Genomic DNA, 12,510 nt, shown 5'->3' with positions numbered 1-12,510 from the left:
GCACACCCATACCCGCATACATGCATTTCCCTATGTCAGACGCCGAGATTTCGGGCTGTGACGACCAAGCGACTTGGAACCCATGCACACGGTAAAGAAACAGGTCGAAAATCGGCAGGATGAAGCGGCAATTTCCCCGCCGCTTTACGTCAAACTCAAGGACTACGTTCGCAGCCGCGTCGAAACGGGCGAATGGTCGATCGGCCAGCGTGTACCATCGGAGAATGAACTGGTGGACATGCTCGGTGTCAGCCGCATGACCGCCAACCGGGCGCTGCGCGAACTCGCGGACGAAGGATTTCTGGTTCGTGTCCGAGGCAAAGGCTCGTTCGTTGCAAGTAAAAAGCGAACGTCCCAATTCCAAAGTGTTCCCAATATTGCCGACGAGATCAACCAGAATGGCGGCATTCATACGGCAAAGATCGTTCTGCTTCGCATGGAGACATGCGATGCCGAACTCGCCGAAGCGCTCTCTGTCGATGTGGGCGCGACGGTTGCTCATTCGATTATCGTCCACGCGGAAGATTCCGTCCCGATGCAGATCGAAGATCGTTTCGTAAACCACGGGATCGTCCCGGATTACGTCAATCAGGACTTCAGCACCAGAACGCCGAACGGCTATCTCACCGCCGTGGCACCGATCATCAGGGCTGAACAACATATCGAGGCCGTGACGGCGCAGCCTTGGGAATGCAAGCTTTTGGCGATCTCCAAAGCAGAGCCCTGCCTTCTGGTGCGACGCCGGACATGGTCTGACGTTGGCGTCATCTCGTCGGTGCGCCTGCTCTATCCCGGAAGCCGCTACCGCCTGTACAGCACCTGATACACAGGCAGGCGTACAAACCGGATCAGTCAATGGCAACACAATGTCGTCGTCTTCCGTCTAGACGGCGTTCCTCGAGGAGAACCTCATGACGGTCATGCTGGACAAGGCCCTGAGCTGGCACGATGTCGCCCTTGTGAGCCAAGGCGATCATCTCGTCCTTTCGGACGAAGCCTACCGGCGGATCGATAGGGCAAGCCGAATTGTCGACGGCATCGTTGAAAACGGTATCCGTGCCTATGGCGTCAACACAGGTGTTGGCGCTCTGGCTGACACGGTGGTCGATCGCGCTGCCCAGGGAAAGCTTTCCCGCAGTATCGTTCTCAGTCACGCCTGCGGCGTCGGCCCATTGCTTGGCCGTCACGAGGTACGCGCAATCATTGCCTCACAAATAGCCAACTTCGCCCATGGTTACTCCGGTGTCCGCAGGGAGATCGTTGCCCATCTGACGAGGTTCCTGGAATGCGACTGTATCCCTGATGTGCCCTCAAAAGGGTCAGCCGGATATTTGATACATAATGCCCATATTGCGCTCGTGTTGATTGGCGAAGGCAGGGCAAAGCTCGGTGGCAAATCATTCAGCGGTCGGGACGCTTTGGCGGAAATGGGCCTTCAACCGCTCGTTCTTGGCGCCAAGGAAGGTTTGAGCCTTGTCAATGGCACGTCATGTGCGACGGGCCTCTCCAGTGTCGCTCTGGCACGCGCAGCACGGCTGCTTGATTGGGCGGATGCCATTGCCGCGCTGACGCTGGAAGCGGTCGGTTGCCAGATGTCGGCCTTCGAAGAAGCCGTGCTCTCGCTACGCTCCTCACCGGGCATGGCAACGGTGGGAAAAGCCCTCAGGACGCGTCTTGAAGGCAGCGGTCTCATCGAAGCGTCGCTTGGCAAGCGTACCCAGGATGCCCTCAGCCTGCGCGCCATTCCCCACGCGCATGGCGCGGCACGCGATGTGTTCGATAGCTGCGCGACCATCATCGACCGAGAACTGGCCTCCGTGACAGACAATCCGGCGCTCGCCGGGTCACCGGAAGAGCCCATCGTATGGTCGCAGGCTCACGCAGTGGCCCCGGCCCTCGGACAGGCAGCCGATAGTCTTGCCATCGCACTCTCCCAGATCGCGGCGATGAGCGAACGGCGGATCGACAGGCTCGTCAACCCTCTCGTGAGCGGGCTTCCTCCATTTCTCGCTTCCGATCCCGGCAGCCATTCCGGTTTCATGATCGCGCAATATACCGCAGCTGCGCTGTCCAACGAAAACCGGCGACTTGCGGCGCCCGCTTCCACCGATGGCGGGCTGACCTCCGCTCTGCAAGAAGACTTCCTGGCCCATCCAACCGCCGCCGCCAACAAGCTCCTCGCAATTATCGAAAATGCCGAATATATCCTGTCGATAGAATGGATGGCGGCGACACAGGCGCATGATTTCATTCAATCCGTTGCGGCAAGGGCGCCCGGTACCGACGCGCTCTACGGTCTGCTCCGCACCCATGTCGCCCCTTACTCGGATGACCGGCCGCCTTCGGCGGACATCGAGGCTATCCGATCCCTTATGTCGCAAAACACGCCGCCAAACTGATATGAGGCGGCGCTACAGGCACATGCAAAACCGATTGACGGCCACACTGTTTCCAGCTTCTCCGTCACATGGCGAGTTTAATATCCATACCCTTAGCGCGGATGAAGGGCAGGCCTCTGCGCCGCGCGGTCCAGCCGACAACGTGAAGGCCTACTGCTGCCGGCTCATATCGTTGGGCAATCATCCAGGATTTGCAATCAATCGCGGCAATATCGGCATCACCGTGGGCAACGGCAATCACCGAAGCGCGATGTGAGCCAGTCTCAACCAGTTCCCGGAACATATCGAGGCCTTGACCGGCCGCCTGTAAATCGCGTTTGAGGCTGAGATAACCGGACAGGGACCGGTGCTCATTAAACGCCAGCCTTTTCTGACTGAAAAATCCGAGCGGCAGAATTGCCTCGCCTTCCTCGGACGGGGCGACGTCGTCGCCGCCTTCACCAATCCGGGCGATGAGGGCACTTGAGTAAAATGCACCCGCGCCGCCTGTGATCCCGTCATAGTTGCCCTGACCGATGACCTCGACGTGTTCTTCGAGGCCAAGCTCCATAGGACCCCAGCATGTCTGGGAAACGAGAAGGTTTGGATGGCGCCACAAGACTGCGAGATCGAGGGAGAAAGGATCAAGCGTGGCAGGATCCGGAGCGATGACGGATCCTGCCTCATCACGAATGCCACCGGGAACAGGCGGCATATCTGCGTTGCGCCGGACAAGACGCTCGGGAGCACCGATACCTTGCGCAAGAAATCTTACGCGCATTCCCGCCCACACGGCATCGGTCTCAGCACGCAATTCCGGCCAGTCATACATCGGCAGCGCCGCTATCAAGGTCACGTCGAGGCGTCCGATCTCAAGGAATTATCGGGCATCACGTAGGCTACGAAATCAGTTGGCACATAGGTCACGGCCGTTGTTGCGGGAACTAATTCGGGCCGTCCCAATACGGGATGCACTACCGGCTCTTTCGCACGGAATGCAAAAGCGCGGAAAACCTCGAAGTAATTGGCAAAAACATAGCCCTCGTTCATCGTCTGCCATTCGGCGCGTCTGGCTTTATAAAGCGATGGCAGCTTATACCACGCCGCAGTCGGCAGCTTGTGATGCACGAAATGCAGGTTGTTGTAGAGAAACAGGGGGGCCAGAACGGAGTTCTCGACGATGATCGTCCGCCCGTCCGGCCGCTCGGCCCACTGGTGCTCACAATAGGAGCGGATGGCTATGATGGAAATGCCGAGATAGGCAGCGACACCGATATATTGCCAGAGCGAAATACCGAACAGCAAGGATATAACCAGCAACGTGGGAATGAGACCAGCCATATGCAGGACCCAGGCATAGATGACCCGCCGGTCGCCTTTGGCGATCTTTCGCCACTCCGATATCGTGAATCCGACGACCATCAGCGGCGGACCGATCAGAAGGCGTCCAATCAGCGTGTTGTTCCATCCGAGCAATGTCTTTAAAAATCCGGGCAAAGTCTCCCAGTCGCCCATCGCGCGGTAATAGCTTTCCGGGTCATCGAACGGGTCCGTCAGCCGCTCATCCGCATGGTGCTGCAGATGTGTCCGCTTGTAGCTGCGGTAGGGATAGAAAATCCCGAGCGGGGCAAACACCAGTGCTTCATTGAGCCTTGCGTTGCGGGTCGGATGCCCATGCAGCACCTCGTGCTGAAGTGATGAATGCAACGCGACAGCGATGCCCATCAAGACAAGCGCTGCAAACGGATAAAGCGGATAGAGGGCGTAACCAGCGCCGGCCCAGAGACCATAACAGACGATCAGCAATCCTATCGTCGGCCACTCGATCCTGAGCGACTTCGGGCGAGGCCGGCCTACTGCGTTGGATTCACTGGCAATGTCACTCATAATATCCCTCGATTAGAATGTAATGAGAGATTTTCACCCCAGGGCGCGGTACACAACGGGATTATGGTTACCAACCGTTGATTTTGATCACAAAAAGTAGAATATGGTGATAATTGTAAACAACGAGGTGAAAAGTGGACAAGCGCGCGCTTTCCAACCTGTTTCGCATCAGGCTGACGGAGCTGGTTTCCCGCTCCGGATTAAGTCATTCGGCCTTTGCAGCCGAGATCGGGATCGACCGATCGGCTCTGTCGCAGCTTCTATCAAGCGATTCGGCGCGGCTGCCGCGCGTTGAAACGCTTCTGAATATTGCCGAACGTCATTCCGTTTCACTGGACTGGCTGCTTGGCATTTCGCACGATCCGGGGCTGATGGGCGAACTGCGCCCGAGCTTCGAGATAGAGGAAGGTGGCGAAGACTACACCGACACCCTCCTGATGAAATGGCATGCAGAGGCCGCCGGCTCCAAGATACGCTACGTGCCGGCCCGTATTCCCGACCTGCTCCGCACGCCACAGATCATCGCATTCGAGGCGAGATCCGCGCATCAAAGCGTCAAGGCGCAAGCAAGCGAAACGGCATTCAGGCTCGATTACAATCGTCAACCCGGCACGGACATGGAAGTGTGTATGCCACGCGAGACACTTGAGGCCTTTGCCCAGGGGAGCGGCATGTGGCGGGGACTGAAAAGGGAGATACGTGCCGAGCAGCTTCAGTACATGTCAAACCTGATCAATGAACTCTATCCGTCGTTCAGACTGTTCCTGTTTAATGAGAAAGAACGGTTTTCTGTGCCCTACACGATCTTTGGATCGCAACGCGCTGCGATTTTCGTCGGCGGCATGTATCTGGTGCTGAACAATGCTGAATCCATCCGAAAGATGCAGCGGCACTTCGATGAGTTGATCCGCTTCACGCGTGTTCACGCACATCAGACTGCCGACTTCGTCAGAACGCTCGAAGTTTCGTGAAGCGAGCCCTCGGCATCCGCCGTCCAGAAATCATCCGACACAAGGCCTGCAACGCCGTCTAAATCCGGACTGAGCCGCCGCGTCGTTCACGCTATGCCCGCCTTTGGGATCATCCTCACACACTCCGGCTGCTTCCGCCGTTCCGGGCTCGCCCTGTTCCCAAAATACCGGGCGCGCCGTCCGCCTCAGTGAGATCGCCATGTTCGCGGACAACAATGGTGACGGTTGCCTGATGCCCACGCGGCGCGACCGGAACTTTCGTTGGTGGCGAAGGTTGGGGCAGGACAATATTGCTTCACACCTCAAAGGGAGAATGAAATGGGCACCGATCGCGAGGAATGGATTTCGAAGCGCGCTTACGAACTGTGGGAGCAGGCCGGTCGTCCGGAAGGTCAGGACGAAGAGCAGTGGCATGCCGCAAGTGCCGAGTGGGAAAGTGAATTCGGTCCGGTCGACGCCCCGGTCCCGGACGGCGCAGCGGAGGAAAACCTGTCACCGCAAACGTAACAGAAGCTCGATTTCACCACAAAACTGCCAGACTGTTCAGGAGCGGCGCAACGTCCTGAACAGTCGCTCATCTCCGGGGCGATAATACCAGCGCCCGTCGGTCTTTGTCTGTTCCGGCCGACATCGAAGAACTCACTCGCGAAACCGAATGGCCCATGCCTCTGGCTGCAAGATTGTCGCCATACGGGAGGGAACGTTCCTGACGCATCCGTGTTTCTCATGCGACGAAAACACCGCGTCTCCACTCACCCGCAAGATCCCACCCGTTTTCCAGAGGCATCCATGATCAGCAGAAACTCCCGTATTCTCGCCGGTGACCACCGTCAACTCGGCGCGACCGTGGACCGAGATGGCGTGAATTTCGCGCTGTTCAGCGCCCATGCGGAGCGGGTGGAACTCTGCCTGTTTTCAAACGATGGGACCGCGGAGATCGAACGCCTCGAGCTTCCGGAATACACCAACGAGGTCTGGCACGGCTATGTACCGGGCCTGAAAGAAGGCGCACTTTACGGTTACCGCGTTTACGGGCCGTTCGAACCCGAAAGCGGGCACCGGTTCAACCCTAACAAGCTTCTGCTCGATCCCTATGCGCGCGAAGTCGTGGGCGACATAGAGTGGGGGCAGCCGCAATTTGCTTACGTGACAGACAGTCCGGACAAGGACTTGTCCTTCGACGACACTGACAGCGCGCCGTTTGTGCCAAAGGCTCGCGTGGTCGCCAGGTCCGACGCGCCAAGGGGTCAACAGCGCCCCGACGTTCCCTGGTCGAAGACAATATTTTATGAGACCCACGTCAAGGGTTTCACGCAGCTTCACCCCGCTGTTCCGGAAGCTCTCCGAGGCACATTTGAGGGCCTTGGGGAGAAAGAGATCGTCGACTACGTCAAAAGTCTGGGGGTTACCTCCATTGAGCTGCTCCCGGTACATTGGTTTCCGGACGACGCCCATTTGCTGGAAAAAGGTCTGAAAAACTATTGGGGATATAATACGCTTGCCTTCTTCGCTCCGGCGAACCGCTACATGGGTCCGCGGGGCATCCAGGGCTTTCGGGACATGGTTCGCGCTTTTCATGGTGCCGGGATCGAAGTCATCCTGGACGTCGTCTACAATCACACCGCCGAAGGCAATGAGATGGGGCCAACCCTCTCTTTCAGAGGCATCGACAACTTCTCCTATTACCGCACAATGCCGGACGAGCCGCGCTACTACATCAACGACACCGGCACCGGAAACACGGTAAACACTTCCCACCCGCGCGTTTTGCAGATGGTTACGGACTCGTTGCGCTACTGGGCGCAGGAGATGGAGATCGACGGGTTCCGATTTGATCTCGGCACGATCCTGGGACGCGAGCCGGAAGGGTTCGACCAGCGCGGCGGATTCTTCGATGCCGTCGGGCAGGATCCCGCGCTGTCACGCCTGAAGCTTGTTGGAGAACCATGGGACATTGGGCCGGGCGGCTATCAAGTCGGCGGGTTTCCGCCAGGCTGGGCCGAGTGGAACGACAAGTACCGCGATACCGTGCGGGATTACTGGAGAAACAGGGATGGCACGACCAGGGATTTCGCGGCCCGTATCCTCGGCTCCGGCGATGTTTATGACTTGCGCGGCCGTCGTCCCTGGTCCGGCGTAAATTTCCTGACAGCGCATGACGGCTTCACGCTCAACGACCTCGTTTCATACAACGACAAGCACAATGAGGCGAACGGCGAGGATAACAAGGACGGTCATGGCGACAACCGAAGCTTTAATTTTGGCGTGGAAGGACCATCCGATGACGAGGGAGTGATTACTCTCCGCGACCGTCAGAAGCGAAATTTTCTTGCGACGCTTTTTCTTTCTCATGGAACACCGATGCTTCTGGCTGGCGACGAGTTTGGCCGCAGCCAGATGGGCAACAACAATGCCTACTGCCAGGATAACGAACTGAGCTGGGTGCATTGGGAGGACCTGCCCGCAAGCGCCGCACAACTGCGCGATTTCGCCCGCAGATTGATTTCGCTGCGTCACGAACATTCGATTTTGAGGCGCGACGACTGGCGCGACGGAATGGTCATAACGTGGTACAACCCGGCGGCCAGCGAGCAGACCCGGGAACAATGGGATGATCCCGGCGCCACCACCATCGGGCTGCGTGTTGGCCGCGATCACGATGAGGAAGAAGGTTGGGATGATATCCTCATCCTGTTCAATCCCCATGACGGGCCCGTTCCAATCGCTCTTCCGGAGGTGAGCGGAGGATGGGTGGAAGTCCTCACGACAGTCGATCCCGAAGCGACCGACCGAAAAATCGAAGCCGCCGAATATGTTCTGATTGACCGTAGCCTCGTGCTATTGCGTGCGGGAAAACAACCTTAAAGCTGAATCAGAGCGCTTCACAGGATAGTATCCTGTTCGGGGCCGGCGCCGGCCCACCGGGACCGCAAATCGGAGGAGAACCAGAACGACGCAGCGGTGCTCCAAAAATGTCAAGGCCGGAGCACCGTAGCGGCTGGCCTGACAAAACTCTTGCGCCCCCGCTTGAAACCCATGACGGGCTCGCCCAACCCGCCGAAGACCTCGGTTTCGTCTTCGCCTTCCATTACGAGGATGTCGGCCATCGCCCCGACAACCAGCCCGTAACCGTCGATCCGCATCAGCCGGGCTGCATCCTCTGAGATGAGATCCAGGCAGGCCGCGAAATCCTCCGGCCCGAGATGCATCACATTGGCGTAGAGATTGGCCATGCGCAGAAGTGAACAGTCGCCAAAGGGCGTGAACGGGTTGAGTATGTTGTTGCTGGCGATCGATGCCGTGACACCCCGATCCTTGAGGATATGCACGGGTGCTATGCCTCGCACGGCGCGAAAACCGGCTTCCCGACCGTTCAGATAGAGATCGGTCGAAGGCAGCGCCGTTACCGCGACGCCCGCTTGGAACAACCGCGCGACCCGACGTTCAAATATTGCTTCGTTCATGGTTGCAAGTTTGGTCACGTGGCCGACAGCCACCCGCCCGCCCCAACCGGCCTTTTCCGTCCGGTCGCAAATCTCCTCAAGATGCCCCCAGCTTGGATCGAGGTCAAAGTCCAGATGGAAATCCAGGTCCACGTCATGTCGCGCGGCCAAGGCGAAAAGCCGTTCCATCTGGCCGGACGGATCGCTGTCGGTATAGGGGCAGCCGCCGAGAAGGTCCGCACCTTCGGCAAGCGCCTGTTCGAGCAATTCCTCCGTGCCCGGATCATTGGTCAGCCCTTCCTGCGGAAACACGCAGATGGAAAGATCGAGTGCAAAAGCATAATCCTGTCTCAACCGCTTCATCGCCTCGAAACTGCGCAAGCCCACCCGCGGATCAACCTCCACATGGGTGCGCATGTGCATCGTACCCTTGCCAATTGCCATCTCTATCGTCCGGGCTCCGCGGGCATAGACGTCCTCGACCGTATAGTCCCGCTTCAGACGGGCAACCGCGGCAATCGCGCCCTTCAGCCCGCCTCCTGCATCGCTGCAACGGCACAAGAGGCACGACTTGTCGAGATGAACATGGGTATCGACGAAACCCGGCAGCACCAGCCTCCCACCGACTGCCTCATCCTTCCGGCCTGCTCCCGTCGCGATCTGACCAATAGCGGCAATGCGGCCATTGGTGACGCCTATATCCTGCAGCGCGGCGCATCCGTTCACGCGTGCATCGCGCAGCACAAGATCGAAGGATTCTTGAAATGACATATTGCAACTCGATGGGTAGTTTGCGTAACAATAACTGTATGCACTTTTGAAGAAACATTCGCAACAGATTTGGAGATTCCCATGAACGAGGCAACAGAACGCGATCTGCAATCGGTGAAGGACTATCTCGCTGCCTCAATGGCGCGCGATCCTGCTCGCGCCGCGACCTATGTCGCCCCGGGCTTCATCTGCCGCTTTACCGGCAATCGGCTTTTTGACACACCGAGCGGCCCAACCGACTTCAACACGGCTCGCTATAAATGGGTGAAGAAGCGTATCGAGCGTTACGACGTTGTGCCTGGCGAAACGGAAACCATCATCTATAGCCTCGGCTATCTCTACGGCGAATGGCCGGACGGCACCCCTTTCGACAACAACCGATATATCGACCGATTCACCGTGCGTGACGGCCTGATCCTGGATACAGACGTCTGGAACGACAGCGCCGAATGGATACTCGACCCATCCGTCGCCCGCTAAACGTCAGAGGAGCCCGGCTCCTTTCAGTCTGCATAAGGCGCCAGGATATCCATCAGGTCGCGTGGCTTGGCGCCTGAGCTTTGCAACAGCGCCCGCGAGGCAACCGCCTCGAGATGCTCGACCATCATCGCCTCAGCCTTCTCCGCCGGCCCGGTGCGGATCACCTCGATCAGGTCAAGATGCTCGCTGACCGCGCAGTCGGAAGAGTGTGGCCGCCCGAAGGCAGCAAGCGACAGGCCTGCACGATAACAGATTTCCGTGACATATCGGATCAGGATAGGCTTGCCGGTCATCTCTGCCAGAAGCACGTGGAAGTCTGTGGCGAGGCGGATCGAAGCGCCTTCAGGCCCGTGCCGGGCCTCATGCTCGGCCTCGACGATTGCCTTCAGCTGCTTGGCCTGCGCGTCCGTCAACTTGCCCGCGAGACGTCTCACCACCTGCTTTTCCAGATCAAGGCGGATGTCAAAAATATCCCGTGCATCCTCGAAGGATGGCGTAGCGACCACGGCGATACGGTTTCGCCGAAGGTCGACGAGACCTTCGGCCGCAAGCTGGCCGAGCGCGTGACGGGCAATAGTGCGACTGACACCGAACCGCTCACCGAGCGCATCCTCCGGCAGCCGGTCACCCGGCTGCAGCGCCCGCTCGATGATGGCACGGCGCAGAGCCGTACAAATCGCTGCGACGCGATCCCCTTCACCTCTTACCGAACGTTTACTGCCGGTCATTGCCAACCCTCTTCTACGGCCAATCGATAAGCGAGGCGACGGGGAAAATCAACTCGGCGCGCTGCCGCATTTAAATGCAAGGCAAATCAAAAATGCCCAAAACACATGCATACAATTAGTGCATTCATTTTACACGTCGGAGATATCGCATGCAGAACAAGACAATTGAACATGCATGTATGTTGGCACGTTGATTGCATACAGTTATCGAAACGCTTTTCACGGTGACCTAATGCTGACTGTGCCTAAACTGACGACATCCGCCGCTCCCGCCGTGGAGCTCTCGCAAGCCGCGGTTTCCTTCGGCCGCAAGGAACAGGCAGTCGTTGCGCTGCAAGAGACGAATCTGCGCATTGCCGACGGGGAATTTGTGGCACTCGTCGGCCCCTCCGGCTGCGGCAAGTCAACGATCATGCGGCTTACCGCCGGCCTGCTGCAGCCGACCAGGGGCGCGGTCATCGTTGGCGGGCGAGAAGTTGGCGCCAAGGCGCTGCGCATCGGCATGGCCTTCCAGAACCCGACCATGCTTCCCTGGCTGACGATAGAGCGCAACGTGATGTTGCCACTCAAGATCGTGAAGCCGTTCCGTGCCGAATACCGAGCGAAGAAAAACGGTGAATTCCGCGACCGGGTCCGCGCCTTGCTTGCAGATGTCGGCCTGGACAAGTTCGCCAGCCATTACCCATGGCAGCTCTCCGGTGGAATGCTCCAGCGCGCCAATCTCTGCCGAGCGCTCGTTCACGAACCCAGCCTGCTTCTGCTCGACGAACCCTTTGGCGCGCTCGATCAATTTACCCGCGAAGAACTATGGGGCACGATGCAGTCGCTCTGGATGAAGCGCAAGCCGACCGTCCTGCTCATCACCCATGACCTGAAGGAAGCAGGTTTCCTGGCATCCCGCATCTGCGTCATGAGTGCGCGGCCCGGTCGCATTATCGATGATAGCCCCGTCGATTTCCGGCGCCCCCGCACAATCGAAATGACCTTCGAGCACGATTTCGTCGCGCTCAACCAGCGCCTGCGCGAACTCATCATCGATGCCCGGTCTGACACCGCTATCCAGGGAGCCTGACCCATGACCTACGAATTGCGCCGCCGCTTCTGGGCCGCCGCTCTCATCCTCGCGTTCTTCGTCCTTTGGGAAATCCTCTGTATCGCCTTGCAGGTGTCCGATCTCGTCGTGCCTCGTCCAAGCCAGGTCTTCCAGACGCTGGTCGAGCGCTTTCCGATCCTCGTGCCACATATAATACAGACACTCTGGACGACGATGGTTGGCTTTGTCCTCGGAGTGGCGGTCGGCGTTGCCATTGGGGCTGCAATCGGCGTGTCGCGCGTGGCTTACGATACGGCTTACCCCCTGTTGATCGGTTTTTCGTCGATCCCCAAGGTAGCGGTTGTGCCAATCTTCGTTCTGTGGTTCGGCTCCGGCTCCGTGCCGGCAATTCTCACTGCGCTCGCCATGTGCTTCTTCCCGATCGTCGTTAACATCGCTACCGGCCTTGCAACGACCGAGCCGGAGCTGGAGGACGTGCTTAAATCGCTGGGCGCAAGCAAGCTCGACATCCTCTGGAATGTCGGACTGCCGCGCACGATGCCCTTCTTTTTCGCCTCGCTGAAGATCGCCGTCACCTTCGCCTTCGTCGGCTCCGTCCTGTCGGAAACCGTGGCCTCCAACCGCGGGATCGGCAATGTCATGATGTCGGCCTCGTCTAATTTTGATGTGCCGCTGGTCTTTGCCGGCCTTTTCATCCTCGCCCTTCTGGGTGTGCTTCTCTACGTCGCCTTCTCCCTTATCGAGGCACGCGTCACGGGCTGGGCCGCCCGCGGCCAGGATTTCACTGCCGCCTGAACA

12 protein-coding genes are annotated in these 12,510 nt (G+C 58.6%); 8 read left to right on the top strand and 4 right to left on the bottom strand.

The window, feature by feature from the left end; genetic code table 11:
• The first annotated feature begins 82 nt into the window (after positions 1–82).
• Together hutC and EYD00_RS20375 are read left to right on the top strand one after the other, a co-directional pair.
• Positions 83–823, top strand: a complete 741-nt coding sequence (hutC, locus tag EYD00_RS20380; protein WP_034498429.1) for a histidine utilization transcriptional repressor HutC — start codon at positions 83–85, stop codon at positions 821–823.
• Positions 824–911: 88 nt separating this feature from the next.
• A complete protein-coding gene (locus EYD00_RS20375) occupies positions 912–2,399 on the top strand; it encodes an HAL/PAL/TAL family ammonia-lyase (RefSeq protein ID WP_034498431.1) in 1,488 nt (495 codons plus the stop codon).
• A 64-nt stretch (positions 2,400–2,463) separates the two neighbouring features.
• Here EYD00_RS20375 and EYD00_RS20370 read toward each other — a convergent pair whose 3' ends face one another.
• Both EYD00_RS20370 and EYD00_RS20365 read right to left on the bottom strand, forming a co-directional pair.
• Complete coding sequence (locus EYD00_RS20370) at positions 2,464–3,210, bottom strand: phosphate/phosphite/phosphonate ABC transporter substrate-binding protein (protein WP_034498596.1); 747 nt, start codon at positions 3,208–3,210, stop codon at positions 2,464–2,466.
• Between the two features lie 20 nt (positions 3,211–3,230).
• Positions 3,231–4,265, bottom strand: coding sequence for a fatty acid desaturase (locus EYD00_RS20365; RefSeq protein WP_034498433.1), 1,035 nt, complete (start codon positions 4,263–4,265; stop codon positions 3,231–3,233).
• A 134-nt stretch (positions 4,266–4,399) separates the two neighbouring features.
• On the opposite strand from EYD00_RS20365, the gene EYD00_RS20360 reads away from it, so the two are divergent.
• The 3 genes from EYD00_RS20360 (at position 4,400) to glgX (ending at position 8,101) form a co-directional block, all read left to right on the top strand.
• Positions 4,400–5,236, top strand: coding sequence for a helix-turn-helix domain-containing protein (locus EYD00_RS20360; RefSeq protein WP_006698704.1), 837 nt, complete (start codon positions 4,400–4,402; stop codon positions 5,234–5,236).
• Positions 5,237–5,554: 318 nt separating this feature from the next.
• Positions 5,555–5,743, top strand: coding sequence for a DUF2934 domain-containing protein (locus tag EYD00_RS20355; RefSeq protein ID WP_004438121.1), 189 nt, complete (start codon positions 5,555–5,557; stop codon positions 5,741–5,743).
• 282 nt (positions 5,744–6,025) lie between these two features.
• Positions 6,026–8,101 (top strand): glycogen debranching protein GlgX, encoded by a 2,076-nt coding sequence (gene glgX / locus EYD00_RS20350; RefSeq protein ID WP_034498435.1) that lies wholly within the window; start codon positions 6,026–6,028, stop codon positions 8,099–8,101.
• A gap of 110 nt (positions 8,102–8,211) precedes the next feature.
• Here glgX and EYD00_RS20345 read toward each other — a convergent pair whose 3' ends face one another.
• Complete coding sequence (locus EYD00_RS20345; protein WP_034498437.1) at positions 8,212–9,450, bottom strand: amidohydrolase family protein; 1,239 nt, start codon at positions 9,448–9,450, stop codon at positions 8,212–8,214.
• 81 nt (positions 9,451–9,531) lie between these two features.
• Here EYD00_RS20345 and EYD00_RS20340 point away from each other — a divergent pair, with 81 nt between their 5' ends.
• Positions 9,532–9,930, top strand: coding sequence for a nuclear transport factor 2-like protein (locus EYD00_RS20340; RefSeq protein ID WP_034498438.1), 399 nt, complete (start codon positions 9,532–9,534; stop codon positions 9,928–9,930).
• Between the two features lie 23 nt (positions 9,931–9,953).
• Here EYD00_RS20340 and EYD00_RS20335 read toward each other — a convergent pair whose 3' ends face one another.
• Positions 9,954–10,658, bottom strand: coding sequence for a GntR family transcriptional regulator (locus tag EYD00_RS20335; RefSeq protein WP_006698708.1), 705 nt, complete (start codon positions 10,656–10,658; stop codon positions 9,954–9,956).
• Positions 10,659–10,890: 232 nt separating this feature from the next.
• Between EYD00_RS20335 and EYD00_RS20330 the strand changes: the two genes are divergently transcribed.
• Both EYD00_RS20330 and EYD00_RS20325 read left to right on the top strand, forming a co-directional pair.
• Positions 10,891–11,730, top strand: coding sequence for an ABC transporter ATP-binding protein (locus EYD00_RS20330; protein WP_006698709.1), 840 nt, complete (start codon positions 10,891–10,893; stop codon positions 11,728–11,730).
• Positions 11,731–11,733: 3 nt separating this feature from the next.
• The gene (locus EYD00_RS20325; RefSeq protein WP_006698710.1) at positions 11,734–12,507 is read left to right on the top strand and encodes an ABC transporter permease; all 774 of its coding nucleotides are present in this window, start codon (positions 11,734–11,736) and stop codon (positions 12,505–12,507) included.
• Positions 12,508–12,510 lie beyond the last annotated feature (3 nt).

Origin of the sequence: Agrobacterium sp. 33MFTa1.1, assembly GCF_004328495.1 — a bacterium.
Classification (GTDB): Bacteria; Pseudomonadota; Alphaproteobacteria; order Rhizobiales; family Rhizobiaceae; genus Agrobacterium; species Agrobacterium pusense.
This window is presented reverse-complemented; position numbering and strand designations above follow the sequence as displayed.